This window comes from Croceicoccus mobilis, from assembly GCF_001661965.1.
GTDB classification, from domain to species: Bacteria; Pseudomonadota; Alphaproteobacteria; order Sphingomonadales; family Sphingomonadaceae; genus Croceicoccus; species Croceicoccus mobilis.
This window is the reverse complement of the sequence record NZ_LYWZ01000021.1, coordinates 62,505-82,922: the sequence shown is the minus strand read 5'-3', so window position 1 is coordinate 82,922 and position 20,418 is coordinate 62,505. Positions and strand designations below refer to the sequence as shown.

General features: G+C 62.3%; 21 protein-coding genes, 1 tRNA gene and 1 pseudogene. 11 read left to right on the top strand and 12 right to left on the bottom strand.

Going from position 1 to position 20,418, the window contains the following annotated elements:
* Positions 1-39: 39 nt before the first annotated feature.
* Positions 40-1,458 (top strand): MFS transporter, encoded by a 1,419-nt coding sequence (locus A9D13_RS07230; RefSeq protein WP_066772025.1) that lies wholly within the window; start codon positions 40-42, stop codon positions 1,456-1,458.
* Here the strand turns inward: A9D13_RS07230 and A9D13_RS07225 are convergent.
* From A9D13_RS07225 to istA, 3 genes and pseudogenes are all read right to left on the bottom strand, one after another.
* Complete coding sequence (locus tag A9D13_RS07225; RefSeq protein ID WP_066772023.1) at positions 1,455-2,096, bottom strand: GntR family transcriptional regulator; 642 nt, start codon at positions 2,094-2,096, stop codon at positions 1,455-1,457. The genes A9D13_RS07230 and A9D13_RS07225 overlap by 4 nt on opposite strands.
* 243 nt (positions 2,097-2,339) lie before the next feature.
* Positions 2,340-3,107, bottom strand: a complete 768-nt coding sequence (istB, locus tag A9D13_RS07220; RefSeq protein WP_066772021.1) for an IS21-like element helper ATPase IstB — start codon at positions 3,105-3,107, stop codon at positions 2,340-2,342.
* Positions 3,104-4,318 (bottom strand): annotated as a pseudogene (istA, locus tag A9D13_RS07215) (IS21 family transposase); the annotation flags it as partial. The gene istB and the pseudogene istA, both read right to left, overlap by 4 nt.
* Between istA and A9D13_RS20445 the strand changes: the two are divergent.
* The gene (locus A9D13_RS20445; RefSeq protein ID WP_156521952.1) at positions 4,244-4,831 is read left to right on the top strand and encodes a hypothetical protein; all 588 of its coding nucleotides are present in this window, start codon (positions 4,244-4,246) and stop codon (positions 4,829-4,831) included. The pseudogene istA and the gene A9D13_RS20445 sit on opposite strands and share 75 nt — an antisense overlap.
* A gap of 18 nt (positions 4,832-4,849) precedes the next feature.
* Here the strand turns inward: A9D13_RS20445 and A9D13_RS07205 are convergent, their stop codons facing one another.
* Positions 4,850-5,251: a hypothetical protein gene (locus A9D13_RS07205; protein WP_066772016.1), complete on the bottom strand. Its 402-nt coding sequence runs from the start codon at positions 5,249-5,251 to the stop codon at positions 4,850-4,852.
* Between the two features lie 168 nt (positions 5,252-5,419).
* On the opposite strand from A9D13_RS07205, the gene A9D13_RS07200 reads away from it, so the two are divergent.
* The 7 genes from A9D13_RS07200 to mobF all read left to right on the top strand — a co-directional run bounded on the left by A9D13_RS07200 (position 5,420) and on the right by mobF (position 12,149).
* Entirely contained in the window at positions 5,420-6,010 is a 591-nt protein-coding gene (locus A9D13_RS07200; RefSeq protein ID WP_156521951.1) for a hypothetical protein, read from the top strand.
* Positions 6,011-6,121: 111 nt separating this feature from the next.
* Entirely contained in the window at positions 6,122-6,889 is a 768-nt protein-coding gene (locus A9D13_RS07195) for an OmpA family protein (protein WP_082922194.1), read from the top strand.
* Positions 6,886-7,128 (top strand): hypothetical protein, encoded by a 243-nt coding sequence (locus A9D13_RS20800; protein WP_066772010.1) that lies wholly within the window; start codon positions 6,886-6,888, stop codon positions 7,126-7,128. Before A9D13_RS07195 ends, A9D13_RS20800 begins: the two co-directional genes overlap by 4 nt.
* 124 nt (positions 7,129-7,252) lie before the next feature.
* Positions 7,253-7,939, top strand: a complete 687-nt coding sequence (locus A9D13_RS07185) for a TonB-dependent receptor plug domain-containing protein (RefSeq protein WP_066772009.1) — start codon at positions 7,253-7,255, stop codon at positions 7,937-7,939.
* Between the two features lie 330 nt (positions 7,940-8,269).
* Positions 8,270-8,560, top strand: a complete 291-nt coding sequence (locus tag A9D13_RS07180; RefSeq protein WP_066772008.1) for a hypothetical protein — start codon at positions 8,270-8,272, stop codon at positions 8,558-8,560.
* Complete coding sequence (locus A9D13_RS07175) at positions 8,550-9,302, top strand: hypothetical protein (protein ID WP_066772007.1); 753 nt, start codon at positions 8,550-8,552, stop codon at positions 9,300-9,302. Before A9D13_RS07180 ends, A9D13_RS07175 begins: the two co-directional genes overlap by 11 nt.
* Positions 9,303-12,149 (top strand): MobF family relaxase, encoded by a 2,847-nt coding sequence (mobF, locus tag A9D13_RS07170; RefSeq protein ID WP_066772006.1) that lies wholly within the window; start codon positions 9,303-9,305, stop codon positions 12,147-12,149.
* Here the strand turns inward: mobF and A9D13_RS07165 are convergent, their stop codons facing one another.
* Positions 12,150-13,436: a tyrosine-type recombinase/integrase gene (locus A9D13_RS07165; RefSeq protein ID WP_066772004.1), complete on the bottom strand. Its 1,287-nt coding sequence runs from the start codon at positions 13,434-13,436 to the stop codon at positions 12,150-12,152. It lies immediately after the preceding gene.
* A gap of 158 nt (positions 13,437-13,594) precedes the next feature.
* Positions 13,595-13,686 (bottom strand) — tRNA-Ser (locus A9D13_RS07160).
* Between the two features lie 283 nt (positions 13,687-13,969).
* Here A9D13_RS07160 and A9D13_RS07155 point away from each other — a divergent pair.
* On the top strand, positions 13,970-14,824 hold the full coding sequence (locus tag A9D13_RS07155) for a DUF1134 domain-containing protein (RefSeq protein ID WP_229665551.1): 855 nt from the start codon (positions 13,970-13,972) through the stop codon (positions 14,822-14,824).
* A gap of 157 nt (positions 14,825-14,981) precedes the next feature.
* Positions 14,982-16,157 carry an amino acid aminotransferase gene (locus tag A9D13_RS07150; RefSeq protein WP_066772138.1) on the top strand — a complete coding sequence of 392 codons (1,176 nt, stop codon included), beginning with the start codon at positions 14,982-14,984 and terminating at the stop codon, positions 16,155-16,157.
* A 77-nt stretch (positions 16,158-16,234) separates the two neighbouring features.
* Here A9D13_RS07150 and A9D13_RS07145 read toward each other — a convergent pair whose 3' ends face one another.
* The 6 genes from A9D13_RS07145 to A9D13_RS07120 form a co-directional block, all read right to left on the bottom strand.
* Positions 16,235-16,840: a riboflavin synthase gene (locus A9D13_RS07145; protein WP_066772000.1), complete on the bottom strand. Its 606-nt coding sequence runs from the start codon at positions 16,838-16,840 to the stop codon at positions 16,235-16,237.
* On the bottom strand, positions 16,822-17,808 hold the full coding sequence (gene ribD / locus A9D13_RS07140) for a bifunctional diaminohydroxyphosphoribosylaminopyrimidine deaminase/5-amino-6-(5-phosphoribosylamino)uracil reductase RibD (protein WP_066771999.1): 987 nt from the start codon (positions 17,806-17,808) through the stop codon (positions 16,822-16,824). The genes A9D13_RS07145 and ribD overlap by 19 nt, the downstream gene beginning before the upstream one ends.
* A gap of 10 nt (positions 17,809-17,818) precedes the next feature.
* Positions 17,819-18,337 (bottom strand): hypothetical protein, encoded by a 519-nt coding sequence (locus A9D13_RS07135; protein ID WP_066771998.1) that lies wholly within the window; start codon positions 18,335-18,337, stop codon positions 17,819-17,821.
* Between the two features lie 68 nt (positions 18,338-18,405).
* A complete protein-coding gene (locus A9D13_RS07130) occupies positions 18,406-19,167 on the bottom strand; it encodes a M48 family metallopeptidase (protein WP_082922192.1) in 762 nt (253 codons plus the stop codon).
* Positions 19,164-19,670: a YcgN family cysteine cluster protein gene (locus tag A9D13_RS07125; RefSeq protein ID WP_066771997.1), complete on the bottom strand. Its 507-nt coding sequence runs from the start codon at positions 19,668-19,670 to the stop codon at positions 19,164-19,166. The genes A9D13_RS07130 and A9D13_RS07125 overlap by 4 nt, the downstream gene beginning before the upstream one ends.
* Positions 19,658-20,290, bottom strand: a complete 633-nt coding sequence (locus tag A9D13_RS07120; protein WP_066772134.1) for an SCO family protein — start codon at positions 20,288-20,290, stop codon at positions 19,658-19,660. The genes A9D13_RS07125 and A9D13_RS07120 overlap by 13 nt, the downstream gene beginning before the upstream one ends.
* Positions 20,291-20,418: the final 128 nt, after the last annotated feature.

Genomic DNA, 20,418 nt, shown 5'->3' with positions numbered 1-20,418 from the left:
TATGGCAGTTATCGGCGCGTTTGAGATGAGGGCTGCCCAGTGAATCTGATCCTGCGTTTCCAGCTCTCCTTGATGATGTTTGCGCAGTCCTTCGTCTGGGGGGCGTGGTACGTCACGGCGCCGAATTATCTCGGCACAATCGGTTTTACGCCAGCGGATTTCGGGTGGACGTATTCGGTCGGGCCGATCGCCGGGGTCATATCGCCGATCTTTGTCGGCATTCTTGCGGACCGATATGTTTCGGCCGAGAAAGTGCTGGGAGGGATCAATTTCTTCGGCGCGGCGGCCATGCTGCTGGCGACCGTGCTGATGCAGGATTCCGCCCCGTCACCGACCCTGATCAATTTTGTCTTCTTTCTCTATATGCTTGCGTTCTATCCGACCTTTGCGCTGCTGGCGACCTTGACGATGCGGCACATCGAGGATCCGCAAAAGCATTTCCCCGGCATCCGAGTATGGGGCACGATCGGATGGATCGTAGCCGGCTTTGTTCTGACCTGGACGGGATGGGAAAAGTCGATCGACATGTTCTATCTCGCGGTGATCAGTGGCCTGATGATGGGCGTCTATTGCTTCTTTCTGCCCAACACGCGGCCGATGGCCGAGGGCAGGATGGACTGGCGGCAGATGGTCGGTGCACAGGCGTGGGTATTGCTGAAGAACCGCTCCTTCCTGATTTTCATGGTCTGCTCGTGGCTGATCTGCATTCCGCTGGCCTTCTATCAACAGATCGTCAGCCGCGTGGTCGAAATGGCGGACATGCCGATCGGGCAGACCATGGCCTATGGCCAGATCTCTGAGATCGTTTTCATGGTCGTCATGCCATTCTTCTTCATTCGCCTTGGCGTGAAATGGATGCTGGCGGCGGGCATGGCGGCATGGTTGCTGCGATATGTACTGTTTGCGCTTGGTGCGCCGATGGAAATTTCATGGATGATCCTGATCGGCATCATGCTGCACGGCGTGTGCCAGGACTTCTTTGTCGTCACCGGCCAGATATACACCGACCAGCTTGCGCCAAAGGCGATCCGCGCGCAGGCGCAAGGCATGCTGGTGATCCTGACCCTAGGGCTTGGAATGGCCATCGGTGCGCAGCTGGCCGGTTATGTGGAAACGCGATTTACCCCGCCGCAGTCGACCGAATATGCCCAGATGGTACAGGACAAGGGACGCCAGATTGTCCAGCTTGAGGCCGAAAGGAATAATGCATCCGCCGACCGCCGCGATGCGCTGGATACGCAGATTGCTGTGCTGCAGGCAGAGCGCAAGGATGCGCGCGAGGCCGAGCTGAAGAACAAGAACTGGACCTTCATCTTTGGTATTCCGGCCGCCTTGTCCGCGCTGGCCCTGCTTCTCTTTGTGGTGCTGTTTCGAGACGACCGGCTGCCGTTGCGAAGAAAAAGCAACGTCATGCGCAAGACCGGTGTGGCAGCGGACGGATCGTCTGCCGCAGCCTAGCCCTTACGGTTGTTATTCTGCACGTGATAGGCGCGGCGGACATGGGCGACCATGATCGCCTTTGCCCAGTCTGGATCGCCGTTCTCGAACGCTACGATCAGGTCCTCGTGCTCGGCGACGCTGCGTTGCAGTCCGGACTGCGTGTATTTTGCGGCAGTGCGGTGCATCAGCGGTGCAAGCATCAGCCTGCTCAACATACCCGTCAGTCGTTCAGAAGCGGCTGTCTCGATGACAAGGTTATGGAAAGTGGCATTGCCTTCGAGAAACGCAGCGATATCCGGTTTCGGCAAGTTGACCGCGCGTTCGATTGCCTGATTAGTCTCCCGCAAGGCCTGAATGATTTCAGGGGTGATGTTGCGAGCGGCTTGCTCTGCGGCATACCCTTCCCACATGGCCCGCATCGTATACATTTCAGCGAGATCATTGTCAGACCATTCGGTTACGAACGACCGCTGGCTTTCAGTCCGCACGACAAAGGTCTCTGCGGTGAGCAGCCGGAGTGCATCGCGAACCGGGGTGCGGGATACGCCGCACATCGCAACGACTTCCTTTTCCTTTATCTGAGAGCCTGGGGCTAGGCGACCATCCAGAATCGCCTCCTTGATCTCGTGATAAGCCTTTTCAGTGGCGGAAGTCATCCCGGTCATTCTCCTTAGGACATAGGTACCGCAATTGCATGCCATCGCCCGATATGCAATCGAGTAAGGCGCAGTCTGTCGCGCGACAATCAGGGTGAGAAAGCGCGACGAACAAGATGAGAATCCTGCGTTGCGGGATTGGCGGAGGGCGTATGTCAACGGCGGAGTAAAAGTCGGCCATTAGGCGGAGTAAAACCAGGCCACTTGATCCGGGGGTCGCCAACACCCGGATTGTCATTTCTGTCAGGGGTTGGGGCGTGCTTGGCGAGCCTGGCTCTGTGCCAGACGATAGCTCTCGCCATTCATTTCCAGGATGCTGACGTGGTGGGTGAGCCGGTCGAGCAGTGCGCCTGTCAGGCGCTCGGAACCGAAGGTCTCGGTCCATTCGTCGAACGGCAGGTTGCTGGTGATGAGCGTCGAGCCACGCTCGTAACGCTGCGAGATCAGTTCGAACAGCAGTTCCGCGCCGGTCTTTGACAGGGGCACGAACCCCAGCTCGTCGATGATGAGGAGTTTGTATCCGGCCATCTGCTTTTGCAGGCGTAGCAGGCGACGTTCGTCGCGTGCTTCCATCATTGCGCTAACCAGCGCGGACGCCGTGGTAAAACCGACCGTCAGCCCCTTCTGGCAGGCCGCGAGGCCCAGACCGATCGCGACATGGGTCTTGCCGGTTCCAGAGGGACCAAGGGCGATGACGTTCTCGCGCCGGATGATCCATTCGCAGCGCGCCAGTTCGAGCACCTGCATCTTGTTGAGCTTCGGGATGGCGGTAAAATCGAAGCTGTCGAGGCTCTTGGCCGCCGGGAACCGCGCGGCCTTGATCCGGCGCTCGACCATCGGCCGTTCCCGGTCGATCAGTTCCAGTTCGACAAGCCGGACAAGATAGCGGACATGATCCACGCCCTCTGCCGCGCATTGCCGGGCCAGCTTGTCATGCTCACGCAGGAACGTCGGCAGCTTGAGCGTCTTGAGGTGATTGGCCAGCAACAGTTCGGGAGCCGGGCTGCTCATGCCGCATCCTTCGCATCGCCCGACAACAGCCGCATGTACGAGCGCGCCGATGTCGTCTCCACCCTCGCCCTGGGCAGGTAGGGATAGATCGCCATGTCCAGTCTGGGTGGGCGGCGTTCAATCCGGCACAATACAAGGTGCTTCACCGCATCGAAGCCGATTGCCCCCATGTCGAGGGCCTGCTTCACCGCGCCATGCAGATCGGCAAGCGGGAAGCTTTCCAGCAGGCGCAGCACCTGCACATACTCGCGCCGTCCATGCTTGCCCATCCGCGCTTCCATCAGCCGGCGCAGCGTCACGAACACCTCGGGCAGGTTCCAGCCCTGCAAGGGCGCGGCCTGATCGAGGGCATTGATCTTCTGTTCGATCAGGGAAAGGTAATGGACAGGATCGAAGATCACATCCTCGCGCTCGTAGCTGCGGGAATGGCGGGCAATGACCTCGCCCCGGCAGCCGATCACCACCTCGCCGACATAGCCCCGGATCCACACCTCCTGATGGCCGAAGCGTACCGGCACCGAGTAATCGTTGGTCCGGTAGCGCACCAGCGCCTGCGACGAGACCTGGCCGCTGGTCTGGTCACAGGCCTCGAACGGCGACGCCGGCAGCTCCTGCATCGCCGCCAGATCGCGTTGTAGCCTCTCGCCGATCGTCTCGCTCTCGCCGCGCAGCCGGTCGTTCTGCCGATTGCGGCATTGCTCCTCCAGCCACAGGTTGAACGCGTCCCATGTCGCGAACCGCGGGATCGGGACCATGAAGTTGCGGCGGGCATAGCCGACCAGACCTTCCACGCTGCCCTTGTCGTTCCCCTTGCCGGGGCGACCATACCGGTCGCGGATCAGGAAGTGCGACAGGAAGGCGCTGAACAACCTCGCGCGCAGCCTCGTGCCGTCGGGCAGGATCTTCGAGACCAGGCAGCGGTCATTGTCGTAGACGATCGAGAGCGGCACAGCACCGAAGAACGCGAAGGCATGAACGTGGCCGTCCATCCACGCCTCGGCCACGGCAGCAGGATAGGCGCGCACATAGCCGGCATCGCTGTGCGGCAGATCGAGCACGAAGAAGTGCGCCTTCTGCTCCACGCCGCCGATCTCGACCAGCGCCTCGCCGAAATCGGCCTGGGCATGGCCGGGAGCGTGCGCAAGCGGCACGAACATCTCCCGCCCGCGCTGATCCCGCTCCCGGATGTAATCCTTGATGATCGTGTAGCCGAACCCTCAGGTAAAGTTCCACGGTGTAAATCCCTCATCCCCCTCGCCGTCATTGCGAAAGGGAAAAAGTGGACTACTTTTACGCCGCCCGCAGCAGCACTTCGCCGCCGCTACCGTGGTCTAATTTTGCACCGCCGTTCTCAGGCCATCGCGGAGGAGTCATTCAAGGCCAACCTGCCGACAGACCACCCACGCCGCGTGTTTCCCGCGCTGACCCGGTCGGAAATGCGCATCGCCCAGCACCGCTGGGACGAGGCCGAAAGCGACGCGAAGGTCGCGCTGGCGCAACTGGAAAAAGCACTGCCCGCCGGACACTACGCTACTGAACCTGCACGCTGCCGCGTCGGCATCGCCTTGCTGGGTAAAGGCCGAAACGCGCAGGCAGCCAGTTATATCGGGCCCGCGATCAAGGCGCTGGAGAGTGCCGCTGGCAGTGTTCCCGCGCGCTATGTCGGGCCGTGCCGGAACGCTGCAGATGCCCTGGCTGGTAGCCTCACCATGGCAGGCCGTTAACCGCCAGAATGATGGCATTTATGCCATTTGGCTTTTCCTGAACCTGCAGACTGGCGGCTGCTTCGGCCTTAGATTTTTAACGCTTGTTTCAAGGCCCCACTTCACTGCCGCGTCGGCTACTTCATCTCCACTCGCGCGGGTCCGAGCCTGGATCATGTAGATCGGAGGCGTTTGCTTGTCGTTGTTGACCGTGGTGAAGATATGGGCGTCTGCGGGCAGCGGGAAGTCCGCCGGCAACCAGGCCGGGCGCGGCAAATCGACTGATCCCAGATCTTTCGCGTCGAGAATGCTGGTGTCGACCTGATCTTTACCCCCATTGCTCTGGATCACCTCGCTGGTTTCCGTGCCTTGCTCGCTGCCGCAGCCTGCGAGAAATGCGATTAGCATTCCCGCAGCAGCGACTTGACGGATCGAGATCATCGGTTTGCTCCTTCGCAGTTCGATTGCATCAGCGGGCACATGCCCCTTCGTCCGTTCAACGCGAAATCACCGAGGTTTCCGCCGAATGCGGTTGGCGGGTTTCGCCGACGATTCCCGTTTCAGGAGGCAAGACATGACGCTTTGATCAGGCGAAGGAGATCAAGGACAATGCCGGCATTCAGCACTATATCGCGCCTATCGACGATGTTTGCCTGTGCCGCACTGCTCGCAGTCACTGCGACGCCTGCAGCCGCGCAAGGCATTTTTGGCGATATCAAGCGCGCGGCAGAACAGGCCGTAAAGCGTGAAACCACGCGCAAGACCGATGAGACCATCACTCAGGCAACCCGCTGCGCGATGGGCGATAGCCGTTGCCAGGCAGAGACATCCAGCACGGCCAGCTCAAACGGCAGCCAGGGTGGTTCCTCGGTCGATCCGGGTGGCGATCATCCGCTTGTCACGCCCTACGCCGGCTCCGTCCGGAATGATCGCAAGTTCGAAGCCTATACCGATTATCGCCGGATCATCGGCGTACACAAGCAACGCCATGTCATCACCGAAATGCTGGAAGGCAAGTTGACCAGCATCGTTTATAACAATCCGAAAGAACGTTCGACGCTGGAAATCATCAGGAATTACCAGCAGGCGCTGGCCGCGCGCGGCTTCCGGATCGATTATCAAATGTCGGGCGGCGAAACCTGGGTTGATAATGCCCGGAGAATCAACGGTATGATCCAGTACGGGCAGGATGTGCGATAATTCAGCGGCAAGCTGCATTATGGTGAAGGCACCGCCTATGTCTCGATCCTAGTTTACCGCGAGGGCGGCGGGTTCGGGCGCACCACGATACAGGTGCTGGAAACGTCGCAAATGGACACTGGCATGGTCTCGGTCGATCAGTCAGCTATGGCAGCCGAACTGGACCGCAGCGGGCAGATCAACCTGCAAGGGGTCTATTTCGACACCGGAAAATCCGTGTTGAAGCCCAATTCCGGTCCAGCAATCGAGGATGTCGTCGCGCTGATGAGCCAGCGCCCTGAGCTCAAGCTCCAGATTGTCGGCCATACCGATAGCGTGGGCAACGCGACGACAAACCAGCTGCTCTCTCAAGATCGTGCGAACGCTGTGCGCAGTGCGCTGATTGCTCGCGGCGTCGCAACAGACCGGCTCGTCGCCTATGGTGTGGGCAGCCAGCAACCGATTGCCAGCAATGCCACCAGCGAAGGCCCCGGCGCGTCATGCTGCTGCGCCTCAACTGATCTGGCGATCCAACAGAAAGGACACCACAAGATGAAGCGTACGACAATCGCGCTGCTGGCGGCTGTAATGATCGCCGGTTTTCCCGTGATGTCTGCCGAGGCCAAGCGTCCCACACCCATTCCCTTGTTGCCTGAACGCAGCGAGCCGACAGCGCTTGCCCTGCTTGCCAATCAGGATGCGGTGGTGAATGCTGAAGGCGAAGCCCTGCTGAAGGAAATGGTGCGTTCACTGTATATTTCGGCGGATAGGGAAACAGCAGAGGCGGGCGTCGACCTCTATTTCCTGCGGGTTGAGAACGGCAAGGTCGTCAAGCTGATGAATACCGTCGTCAATGGCGAGGACCTCTCCCAGATGCGCGCCAGATTCCCGATGATGTGAAACTGCCCGGAGAAACCTTCCTGCTTGGCGAGTGGATCGTGCCGATCGACATCTATCTTGGCGATGAACGGCCTGAACGCCTTTTGGCTGGTCCCGAGCCTCGTGACAGACGCGATGAACAGATGTTCTCGGCGGCTGTGCGATTTTCGCAAGGTGGTGCAGGGGTGTTGATTGCAGCATATCCGGTCGCACAACCTGAAAGTCTCGCAGATGGCGGTTTCTACTTGCCGCGAAATTGAGCAGGTCGGCTCCCTCCGGCGTTGTTTTGTTTCTCCTTGGCCACCGCCAGGCATTGGTTATCGGCGGTCCCAGCTGGTCCGGTTGCTTATCTCGCCGGAACCTTTTGGGGGAAAGGGACGATTCTTGAATTATTTGACTTGGGGCGTTGCGCGAAAGCTGGCGCTTGGCATCGCACTGTCATCCTGCCTTTCGCCCCGTGCTGCGTTCGCCGCTGGTGCAGATGACATCGACAAGAATGGCATTATCGTAACCGGCACACGTATCACCGCCGAATCCGATGAAGTCGAAGTTTCGCTCGAAGTCATTCCGGCTGCGGCCATGGAAAAGCGCGCGATTGGCAATGTTGCCGATATTCTCGACGAAGTACCGGTCTTTGGTCCGCCTGCGAGCAGTCCGGTAGGCGAGCAAAGCGGCAGTTTCGGGGCGGACCAACGTTATATCGACCTATTCGGCCTTGGCTCGCAGCGCACGCTAGTACTGGTTGACGGCAAACGCTTTGTCAGCGGCAATACCGCGACAGTTTTCGGGCTTGCGGCTCCCGGATCGCAGGTGGATCTCAACACGATTCCAAGCCTGTTGCTGGACCGGGTCGAGATACTGTCTGTCGAAGGCGCGCCCGTCTATGGCATACCTTCGGATCGACGGCAGGCTTCAGGGTCAGGCCTCCCTCGCCAATGCGCCATCGACGCTGCGTGCGGCGCTGCGGCAGTGCGTGAAGCTGTAATTGCGGTCACACTCCATCGGGCGATTCCTAGCAGAATCGATCGCGTCGTCCGTGGAAATATCCGTAATATGGAGGCGGATCATTGAGCCGCAGGCGCACCCACAAGAACGATCGAAAGTACCTTCAGTCAATTGACGCATGATATACTGGATCAAGCCTTCCGCAGTGGGGAGAAGAGAGCACACCATACCCCTCACCGGGAATGAATCGTGAGCGCAGGCCTTTGATATAAAGCGACTTTGGTCGCGCGCCGCGAAATCCTGCTAAACTGACCATTGGTGACCGCGCTGACCACTGGTGACCAGCTGCCACAACCGTCTGACAGCAAACGGATATCCGCGCTTGAATTTGCAGCATGTTCTATTTATGTTCTCACTCAAGGAGGCGGATCGTGAAGGGGCGTGGAGAATGCCCGAATGCCGCGACGCCATCACCTTGCCTGCTATGTAACGCAGGATATCTTCGACCAGTTCGGTGCATTGGCAACAAGCCGCCACATGACGGTGACGGGCCTGCTGCGCAAACTGGTCGTCGACGAACTCGATGCCGCCTCGCTGCTCGCTCCGGGCGATCTGGAGCGCAACGTGCTGTTCACCGCAAGGGCGGTGAGCGCGCTCCTCGAACGCCATGATCCCAGGCTCTATGCGCAAGTGATAGCCACCTGGCGCAGTGACCTTGCGGGCGAGGATCGCGACGATGTGGGATGACGCGCGCTCCACCTTTGACGAGCCGTTCTACCTCACCCGCTGGGTGGGACCGAAGCTGGCCGTCGCAATCGTTCTGGCGGTATTATACCTGTCGATCCGGTACCAGCTGGAGGTCCATTCCGACGTCACCACCAACGTGTTTGGCCTGGCCCATGCCAAGGCGAACCTGTTCCTGTTTCTCGGCGCGAGCGGGGACGCACAATGGTACTTCTCAGGTGGCGGCGAAAGCTTCGTTGTGCGTCAGGACGTGATTGCAACGACGAACCCATTCGTGGCGGCGTGGGCGCATATGCTGGACCGGATCGTGCGCGGCACATGGATCGCGACAGGCCTGCTATTCGCCCCGCCAGCACTCTGGCATTCATTGCCCATTCTGGAAGAGGCTTTGACCCGGATCAGGGTGCAATGGGCGAGGCGGTGTGAGCGGAATACGCTGCCGGAAGAATCACCAGCTGAGCTCCCGGTGGAGACCAAACCACGACGGCGTACGAAATCGAAAGCGGCACTAGGCGAGCAGCTTTCGTTTCCCTTTGCCGAACCTGACGGGAGTCGGCCCAAGGCTTCGAGCGACGCGATCGATCCGATGCAAACGCGCATTGTTCGGCGGACCGAACAAGCACCAACGCGCCCACCCGATCCGGCGTCCAAACTGCCACCCGCCTTGCCGCCGCCTGTGACACCCGAGAAACCCAGATTCGTTCCCGGGCAAGCCCGCCGCAAGCCGCAGCGCGAGGACAAGTAGGTGCTCTCGGTCGCATCGGTTCGCTCGGCAGGCGGGGCAGCTTCGTACTTCGCTGCCGACAACTACTACACCCACGAACAGGGTCAGGGCGAATGGTTCGGCAAGGGCGCCGAAGCATTGGGCCTATCCGGCGGGATCGATGCCAGACAGTTCGAAGCCGTACTGCGCGGCGAACTACCCGATGGTTCGCGCGTGGGCCGCGAAGGCATTCACCGTGCCGGCATCGACCTCACATTTTCGATGCCCAAGAGCTGGTCGCTGATTGCACTGGTGGGCGGGGACCGGCGGATCATCGAAGCCTATGGCGAGGCAGTGAAGGCAACGCTGACCTGGGCGGAAAAGAACGCGGCACAGGCCCGTGTCGATGACGGGAAAGGGCAGAAGCTGGTACCGACCAGCAACCTTGTGATTGGTCTGTTCGAGCACGACACGAGCCGCGCGCAGGAGCCGCAAAGCCACTTCCATGCCGTGATCGCCAACATGACCCGGTTGCCGGGTGGCGAATGGCGCGCGCTGCGCAACGACAAGCTCTGGACCTACAACACACTGCTCAACTCGATGACGATGGCGCACTTCCGTCGCAGCGTCGAAGCGATGGGTTACAGGATCGGCGACCGCTCGAAGCACGGCAACTTCGAAGCGGCGGGCATCGCGCGCAACATGGTGATGGCGTTCAGCACCCGCCGCCAGCAGATTTTAGCCAAGGTCAGCGAGATGACCTCGCGCTCGCCGCAAGCTTTGCAGGCGGCCACGCTGATGACACGCGAAAACAAGGCGCCTGTCGAAGATCGCGGCGCGCTCTATGCGGGATGGAAGGAGACAGCCCGCGAAATCCGGCTCGACCTGGCCGCCATCCGCGCCGAGGCCGATCAAAGGTTCCAATCCGAACCGGGCATGACCCGGCGCATGGGCGAAGTGTGGAACACGATTGCAGGCAAGGCGCGGGATATCGCCGATCGTTTTGCCAGTGCCATGGGGATGCAAGCCACCGATCCCTATCTGCCGCAGCGGTTCCCCAGGCAGACACTGGGCGACATTGCCGCTGCCCATGCGGTGGCGTCCGCCATCCGGCACCTGGAACAACGCGAGGCAGGCTTTGCCGTGACCGATATTGCCAAGGCGGCGCTGGACTTCGGCCTGCCGACAACCTTCGACGAGGTCGAGAAGGCGATCGATCGCCAACTGCGTACAGGCAACCTGCAACGCGGGGCTGACGAGCGTGCCGGACTGGTCACGATCATGCAGGCTCTGGCGACCGAGCGGTGCATGCTGGAGGAGATCGACAAGGGGCGCGGACAAGTTCCACCTCTCCTGTCGTCTGATATTGCCGGGACGAGCCTCCAGCACTTTGCGCAAGATGCGAACGGCTTCGCCCTCAATCCCGGGCAGGAAGCGGCAGGGCGCATGATGTTTGCGTCCTCCGACCGCATCGTTGCCATCCAGGGGATTGCCGGGGCGGGCAAATCGAGCCTGCTTGCACCCGCCGCGCGCCTGTTCGAAGCACAGGGGCGCAAGGTCATGGGACTTGCCGTACAGAACACCCTCGTTCGGCAACTGGAGCGCGATACCGGCATCGCGTCGATGACCGTATCGCGGTTCCTCAAGGCCTATGGCGGGGAGGTAGGAAAAACCGACAGGGCGGAACTTGCAGGCAGCGTGCTCGTGGTCGACGAAGCCTCGATGCTCGCCAATGCCGATCAGCTGAAGCTGGTCGAGATCGCCAACCGGCTCCAGGTCGCGCGCCTCGTTCTGATCGGCGATGCAAAGCAGCTGGGCGCGGTCGATGCCGGAAAACCCTTTGCGCTGGCACAGGGCGCCGGGATCGCGACCGCGCACATGGACCAGAATGTCCGCGCCCGCGACAATACGATCCGCGAGATCGCGAAAGCCGCGCAGGCAGGCGACGTCAACAAGGCCATGGCCCTGCTCGGCGGCAAGGTGGTCGAAGCCGACGGCGGCGTGCTCGAACGGGCCGCGCGGCAATGGCTCGATCTGCCAAGGGACGAGCGCGATCGAACCATGATCTTTGCATCGGGCCGGCGGCTACGCGATGCTGTCAACCAGACCGTGCAAGCGGGACTCCGCGACAAGGGCGAGCTTGGCGGCGGCAGCCTGACCGTCCGGGCGCTCGACCGGGTCAACCTCACCAACGAGGAACTGCGCTATGCGCACCACTACAAACCAGGCAGGATTGTCGAGCTGGCCAAACCCGTCAAGGCACAGCGGCTGCCGTCAGGACTTTACGCGGTAACCGGCGTAAATGAAAATGGTCGCGTGGAACTGGTCGATGCCCATGGCAAGCCGCATCGCTTCGATCCCGACCGTATCCGGCCCGGACAGGACAATCGCATCGCGCTTCACGAACAGCGGGAGCGGACCATCCAAGCGGGCGATCGCATCCGCTGGACGACGAACGACCACCAGCGCGGGCTGCTCAATGCCGATCGCGCCACGGTGACGGCAATCGGCAAGTCCCACGTCGACATCGAGACTTCGACCGGTATGAAGATGTCACTATCGAAAGCCGACCCAATGCTCTCCCGAATCGATCTGGCCTATGCTTACAACGCGCACATGGCCCAGGGCATGACCACCGACAAGGCCATCGTCGTCATGGAAGCACGCGACACGAAACTGCTGACACGGCAGAACTTCCTCGTCTCGGTCACCCGCGTGCGCGACGATCTTACCGTCTATGTCGATAAGGCCGACCAGACACAGCGGAAGCTGGAACTGCAATCGGGCGAAAAGACTTCCGCGCTGGAAACCGTGGGCGAGAAGGAGCCCGAGGCGCCCGAACTCGAATTGCAGCGCGAGCGGGTCAAACCGTTCGAGATCGGCATCTGATTAGCGGCTTGGCCAGCCCAGCATCTTGTGCGGCGCGGGGAAAGCATCGAGCAGCGTGGCGCCCCATACATCGAGCAGTTCGCGCCGGCGTTCCATGTAGGCAGCGCGATTATAGGCACCTTCCGACCCCGACACCCCTTCGGGGACATGGGCAAGGATCAGGTCGATCACATGCCGGTCGCCCGGCGAACCGGTTCGTTCGGCCCATTCGTTCATGATCGTGGAGAAAGAGGCCCGCCAGCCATGCGGGACATGCCGCCCCTGATAGCCGCATCGGTTGTAGAAGTACGAGAGCGTGTTCTCGCTCATCGACCTGTGGGCATTGCGGTTCGACGGAAAGATCAACGGTCCGCGCCCGGTCAGCACCCATGCCGCGCGCAGGACATCGACTGCCTGCGGTGACAGCGGCACCAGGTGTTCGAAGCCTTCGTCGGACTTCAGTTCCTTGTCGAGCTTCATGCGGTGAGCAGGCACCCGCCATCGCGCATCAAGGCACGAATCATTGCTTTGCCAATCCACGCCCTCGATCTCGTCCCACGGCAGCGCACGGATCATGCCGGGGCGCTGCGCGGTCAACGCCAGGAACCGTGAGGCGAGCTTGGTCAGCGGGGATGCCGGTTCGGCTTCGGTCTTGCGCACCATGTCCTGCAACGCGTCGAGCGAGAGGAAGGCTGGCCGCTTCTTCGCGCGCGGCACGGGCTTCAGCGCCTTGGTGACGATCGCTGCCGGATCGCGCGAGCCTGCCCCTTCGGCAATGGCATGGACAAACACCGCCGACATGCGCTGGCGCACCCTGTGCGCCGTCTCGATCGCCCCGCGCTTCTCAATCTTGCGGAGAACCGACAGCACCATCGGTTCGTCGATCTCTGATATCGGCAGGACACCGACCCAGGGGAAGACTTCCTTCTCCAGGCTCGTGATCACATCGCGGGAATGGATCGGCGTCCAGCGATCCTTCTGCAGATCGTACCAGCCCCGCGCCAAGACCTCGAAGGTGTTGGCTGATGCGACCGCGCGTTCGACCTTAGCCTTGGCCGCTTCGATCCCCGGATCGCGGCCATCGGACAGGAGACGACGGGCATCGCCCTTGCGGTCTCGCGCTTCCTTCAACCCCATTTCGGGATAGCGGCCCAGAACGAGCCGCCGTTCCTTGCCGGCAAAGCGATATTTGAGGCGCCAGCTGCGCAGGCCTGCCTTCGAGACGAACAGGTACAGCCCTTCGGAATCGGCGAGCTTGTAGTCCTTTTGCCTGGGCTTAGCCTGCCTTACGGCCATGTCGGTCAGCATCAGTGCCCCCAAAGTCGCGTTGCGCTGCCCCCATATGTGCCCCCGAATCGGGGTGGATGCAGGCGGAAGACCGGAAACAAATAGAGAACAATGATGACCGAAGATTGGCGGAAAAGCAAGGAAATTAGCGCTTTAAGGGATGCCCTCGGATCACGAGGTGGCGGAGACGGAGGGATTCGAACCCTCGAGACAGGTTACCCCGTCTGGTTCCTTAGCAGGGAACTGGTTTCAGCCACTCACCCACGTCTCCGGAAGGAGTGGGCCTATAGCGGGCAGTTCCGGTGCCATCAAGTGTGCTTCGCCTAAGTTTTTGCAAAGAATTTTCAGACCGGCCCTTCGCGCCCGTCATCCGCCGAAAAGCGGAGGAAAAGGGGGCGCATCCACTCGACATGGCGCGGTTTAGATTCGATTCACCGATCATTCATTGCCCGGCTGGCTCCATAGGAACCAAGCCATGCCCCCTTATGAAGGGGCCTTGCCGGCGCGAATTCACGCCGGAAATTCGAATCTTTGACGGGGATCACCTGATGATCATGCGAATTGTCGCACACAGCAAACTGGCAACCACCCTTGGCGGGATCATCGCGCTGGCCGCGGTGCAGCCTGCCTATGCGCAGATGCAGACTGTCGATCCCGATACCGCCTATCAGGGCACGGGCGGCGCGATCGACGGCGATCTCAATGGTGAGCTGCCGCCGGTGGCGAACGATCCCTATACCGCGACCGACCCCTATGCGGCCCCGGCCGCCACGCCCACCCCGGCGCCGACGCAGACACCGGCTCCCACTCCCACGCAGCAGCCTGCTCCGGTTGACCCGGCCTATCCCGCGGCCACGGGACAGGTGGCCACCCCCTATCCGGCAGAGCAGGCCGCGACGCAGGCGGCCACGACCCCGGCTGCGGGCGATACCTATCAGGAAGACGATCTGATAGGCGCGGCCGAGGGCGTATTCGGCAAGGGCGCGGAAGGTCTCGCGGGACTGATCGAAAAGATCCTCAAGGACCAGGGCGAGCCCAACGGCTATATCGTCGGGCGTGAAGCCGGCGGCGCGTTTATTGCTGGTCTCCGCTATGGCTCGGGCACGCTGCACCACAAGATCGAGGGCGAGCAGCCGATCTACTGGACCGGTCCTTCGGTCGGCTTCGACTTCGGCGCCAATGCGGCATCGACCTTCGTGCTGGTCTATAACCTCTGGGATACCGAGCAGCTTTACGAACGCTATCCGGCGGGCGAGGGCGCTGCCTATGTCGTGGGCGGTCTCAATGCCAGCTATCTGCGTAAAGGCGACGTTGTGCTGATCCCGATCCGTCTGGGCGCGGGCGCGCGGCTGGGCGTCAATGCGGGTTACATGAAGTTCTCGCACAAGCAGAAATGGATGCCGTTCTGATCCGGCCTTTTTCCAACACTGGCAGCCGCTAATCCGGCAATACAGTTACGCTAAGGCTTGCTACTGGCGGCAAGCAGCGGCATGAGGCGCCCGCTCCGGCCCAAGCCGGGTCCGGGGCGTGCGACTCGAAACTGCCGAACCGGAATTTGCCATGACCATTCTCGCCCAGCTTACCCAGCAGCCCCCTGACGCGCTTCTTGCGCTCATCAAGCTCTATTCGGCGGACGAGCGCGGCGACAAGATCGACCTCGGTGTCGGCGTGTACCGCACCGACGATGGCGCGACCCCTGTCTTCACCTCGATCAAGAAGGCCGAGCAGGCGCTGGTCGATAAGCAGGATTCAAAGGCCTATCTCGGCCCCGAAGGCGACATGGGCTTTGTCGAGGCGCTGAAGCCGATCATCTTCGGCAAGGATTTCGCCAAGATCGACTCCATTGACGGTATGCAGACCCCGGGCGGCACCGGCGGTGTGCGCCTTGCGGTTGCGCTCGCCAAGGCTGCGGGCGTCACCAAGGTCTGGATGGGCACGCCGAGCTGGCCCAACCATGCGCAGATCCTGAAGGATGTCGGCGTCGCAGCGGGCAGCTTCAATCACGCCACCGCCGATGGCACGGCAGACATGGCCGCGCTGCGCGAAGCGATTGCGGGCGCAGCGCCCACCGATGCGATCCTGCTGCACGGCTGCTGCCACAACCCCACCGGCATCGATTATTCGCTGGCCGAATGGGAAGAGATCACCGCTCTTCTGAAGGACAAGGGCATCCTTCCGATCCTCGACCTTGCCTATCAGGGTCTGGGCGATGGGCTGGAGGAAGATGCAGCCGGCGTTCGCATGGTGCTCGAAGCCGTGCCGGAAGCACTGATCGCCTATAGCTGCGACAAGAATTTCGGCCTTTACCGGGACCGTGTCGGCGCGATCTACATGATGGGTGAGGGCGCGGATTGCCTGCCCTGCATCGCATCGAACGGCGCGTCGCTGGCGCGTGCCAACTGGTCGATGCCGCCCGATCACGGCGCGGCTGCGGTGCGCACGATCCTGTCGGATGCGGCGCTGACCACCGAGTGGAAGGAAGAGCTGGAATCGATGCGCACTCGCATCAACCAGGTCCGCGCCAAGCTCGCCGAGGCAGGCGTTGCAGGGTCGGTCGACCTCAAGCCGCTCGCCACGCAGCGCGGCCTGTTCGCGATCCTGCCGCTGTCAAAGGAGCAGATCCAGAAGCTGCGCGAGGATCACGCCATCTATATGGCAGGGTCGGGCCGCATCAATATCGCGGGCCTCACCATGGGCAATATCGACAAGTTCATCGCGGCGGTCGCTGAAGTCAGCGCCTGATCCGACCGATAACGTCAAACAAAAGGGCGGGGCCTTGCGGCTCCGCCCTTTTTCGTTGTGGTCTGCGGTTGCTGGGATCAGCCCTGCAGTGCCTGCATGCGCTTCAGGTAACGCGCCAGCACGTCGATCTCCAGATTGACGGCGTCGCCTTCCGCCAGACCGCCAATGGTCGTGACCTCGGCGGTGTGCGGGATGATGTTCAGCGAAAAGCGCGCCACGCCATCGGGCAGGTCTTCCACCGCGTTCACTGTCAGCGATACGCCATCGACGGTGATCGAACCCTTTTCGGCGATGAAGGCGGCGATGTCCTTGGGCGCATCGACCTCCATGTGGATCGACCCGCCGCGTGTTTCGCGCACTGCCACAAAGCCGACCGCATCGACATGGCCGGTGACGATATGGCCGCCCAGCTCGTCGCCCAGCTTCATCGCGGGTTCCAGATTGATGCGCCGCCCTTCGTGCCACTGGCCGGGTGCGGTGCGGCTGCGGGTCTCGCCGCTGACGTCGACCGCGAACCAGTCGCTTCCGCGCTCCACCACGGTCAGGCACACGCCCGAACAGGCGATGGACGCGCCAATGGCGATATCCGAAGTGTCGAAGGGGCAGGCGATCCTCAGATGCGTGTCTCCACGGTCGGAGACGGTCTGGACGGTGCCGATTGCGGTTACGATGCCAGTGAACATGGAATGCGCTCGTATATCTCCAGCGCGTCCTTGCCAAGCATGCGGCTGTCGCTTCTTGCCCAGCGGCCATGCGCGTCGGGAAGGGAGCCAAGTCCGATGTCGGTAATCCCCGGCCTGCCGCCGCCGATCACGATGGGCGCGCGATAGATGACCAGCCGGTCGACATGATCGGCCCGCAGGAAGGCGGCGGCGGCGGACGCACCGCCCTCGATCATCAGATATTGCGCCGGGACGAGAGGGGAAAGGTCTGCGGGATCGGCCAGCTTGCGCCAGCCATCGGGCACGTCACCGCCTGTCAGTACCCAGCGTTCGGGGCTGCGATCCTCCAGCCCCGGCAGGCGCACGTTCAGCGTGGGATTGTCGTCGCGCAATGTCCCGCCACCGACAAGGATCGCGTCCTGACGGCTGCGCAGAACATGGGCATGGGCGCGCGCTTCGGGGCCGGTGATCCACTGGCTTTCGCCATTGGCCATCGCGATGCAGCCATCCAGCGACAGCGCCAGCTTCAAAGTCACGAATGGGCGACCGCGTGTCTCACGCATCAGGAACCCTTCGAGCGATCGGTGTGAGGAAGGGCAATCGACCACCATGACCTCGACCCCTGCATCCTGCAAACGGGCGATGCCCTTGCCATTGGTGCGCGGGTCGGGATCGCCGCAGCCGATGATGACGCGGGCAGGGCGCGCCTTCGCCAGCAGGTCGGAGCAGGAGGGGCCGCGGGCGCTGTCATGGGCGCAGGGCTCCAGCGTGGCATAGATATCCGCGCCCCTTGCGGCATCGCCTGCCTGCGCCAGCGCGGCGGCCTCGGCATGGGGGCGGCCACCGGCGGCGGTCCAGCCGCGCCCCAATACGATATCGTCCTTGACCACCAGCGCGCCGACGGCGGGATTGGGGCGGGAAAGCGGGCGGGCGCGTCCGGCCAGCCGGGCGGCTGCCGCAAGCCAGCGGCGGTCCTGCGGGCTGGCCATCGGGTGTACCCTAGTTTCCGTCACCGGCACCTTCGGGTGCGGTGGGCATGATGATCGCGCCGGTTTCGGGGTCGATAGTTCCGTATCTGGCGACCGCTTCTGCTCGCGCCTTGGCCAGCTTGCGCTCATATTCGGCGCGTTCGGCTTCGCCTTCGGCCTTGGCGTCGCTGGTGTCGACCCCGGTGGCATTGCCGATCACCTCGTAAGTGCGGCGCATTTCGGCGCGCTGGGCGTCGCGCAATGCGAAAAGCTCTTCCTTCTCGCGCTGGTTCTCGATGTTTTCGGCGATGATTTCCTTGTCGCTGCGTTCGGCGTCATACTGGGTTATCCAGGTGATTTCGGGCACCGGGGGCGCGGCCATCTGGCTGCGGCCCATGATCGCCATGGCCGAAAATATCGCGCAGGTCGCCGCGCCCGCCATCAGCAGGTTGCGACCGCGATGGGGCGTATCCTGCTCCCACACGTCGCGGAAATCGCGAAAGGCAAGCAGCGGATTGAACAGGCGCAGGTAACGGGTGATGACTGACATGATGCGACAGATAATAGGCGAAGCGACCTTGCGCCAGCCTTGACGGGATTTCGCTGCGCGCGGGCCGCTCAACCGAACGCGGCGTATAGCCCGCGCCCATGGCGTTTCAGCCAGCGGTCGGCGGCGCGCAGGTCGTCGTCGAATATGCCTTCCAGCAGCGTGTAAAACGCGGGCGAATGATCGAAATGGACGAGATGCGCGACTTCATGTGCGACCACGGAACGGCGCACTGCATCGGGTGCCATGATCAGCCGCCAGTTGATGCGCACGGTCCCCTCGCTGGAACAGCTGCCCCAGCGGCGCTGCGCGCGCGACAGGCGAATGCCGGGGGGCGTCACACCGGCGCGGGCGCAATAATGGGCAAGATCGTCGCGGCACAGCTCCAGCGCCTGCGCCTCCATCCAGCGCTGAATCCGGCTGGCAAGGCTTTCGGCAGGGCCGCCAAGACGCAGTTCTTCACCGGCAATGCGCGGCGTGCGCGGATGCGCGGCATCCCATGCGATTGTGATGTCCTGCCCGCGAAAGGCGACGATTTCACCGCTTTTTACCGTCCGCGCTGCAGGCACGGCGCGGCGCTGGCCGGAAAGCCATGTGACGCGCGAGCGCGCAAAGGCGGCGCCTTCGGACAGGGGGACGCCCAGCGGCACGGTGACGCGCGCCTCACCGCCGTCGGGTGACAGCCGCAGGGTCATGCGGCGGGCGGTGGAATGGGTGCGCACCAATAAAGGCAGCGGGCCTTCTGGCAGGTCGATGCGGTCACGCAGTTCGCGCGCAGGGGCCGCACGGCGCGACAGGAAATTTTCAAGGCCCCGGCGAGCGCGGCCCGTCATAGGAAGAAATCCCCATCATCATCGTCGCCTGGCGCATCCATCAGGACATAGCCGTCGATCTGGACATGCGCCTCGATCGGTCCGGCCTCGTCTTCCGAAATCACCTTGCCCGCGACCGATACGCCCGCGCGGTGCACTGCACCGCGGTCGCCGCTGATAAGGTAATGCCATTCGGGCAGCGGCTTGCCATGGGCGCGCAGGCGATAGGCGCAAGTGTCCGGAAGCCATGGCAGATCGCCCGCGGTTTCGCGGGTGAGTTGCAGGCAATCGGGGACGAAAGCCTTACGATGCGCGTAATTGGTGCAGCGTGCGGTGGTGACATCGAGCAGTTTGCAGGAGACATTGGTGGGATAGATCTCCCCGGTGTCCGCATCCTCCAGCTTATGCGTGCAGCACTGGCCGCAGCCATCGCACAGCGCTTCCCACTGCTCGTCGGTCAGTTCGGCAAGCGGCTTTTCCCAGAAAGCTTCGCCGTCAGGGCCGGTGTCCTTCAATGCACCCATTTCGCCAGTTCCTGCGCCACGACCGGCGCGCCTTCGCGGGGGGAGAGGATGGCGACGGGTTCGCCCTTGGGGTCGAACAATATGGTCGCGCCGCTGTGTTCGACGAGATAGCTCCCGTCCTCGCGTGGCTGGCCGAGCGAGTAGAAGACCTTGAATTCCTTCGCCGCTGCCGTGATCTGCTCTTGCGTGCCGGTCAGCCCGACGAAACGCGGGTGGAACGCTTTCGCGAACTGGCCCACCACTTCGGGCGTGTCGCGATCGGGATCGACGGTGATGAAGATCGGCGTGACCTTCGCGGCAAGCTCCGGGTCCTCCTCGGCGAATCGGGTCAGCCCGCCGCCGATGCCGGCGGCATCGACCGGGCAGATGTCGGGGCAATAGGTGTAGCCGAAATAGACGATGCGCCACTGTCCGTTGAAATCGGTCCAGCTGACGGGTTCGCCTTCGCTGTTCGTCAGCGTGAAATCCCCGCCGATGGTCGCGCCCGCCAGCGGAGGCTCTGGCCTTTGCGCCTGTTCCTGCGCGGAATCGCCGCTACCGCAGGCGGCGACGGCCAGCGCGAGGCCGGTGGCGAGAAGCAGGCGCGTTGCGCCGGCGTGAAACTTGATGATGCTTGGCATGGCAGGGCGGTTCATGTCGTGCTAAAGCCCCGCATGCAAGGACGAAGCCACGCCCGGCTGGGGAGATAAGGGCATGGCAATGAGAATATGGAAACGGATCGCCCGTGTTTCGCACTGACGTAGCAAGT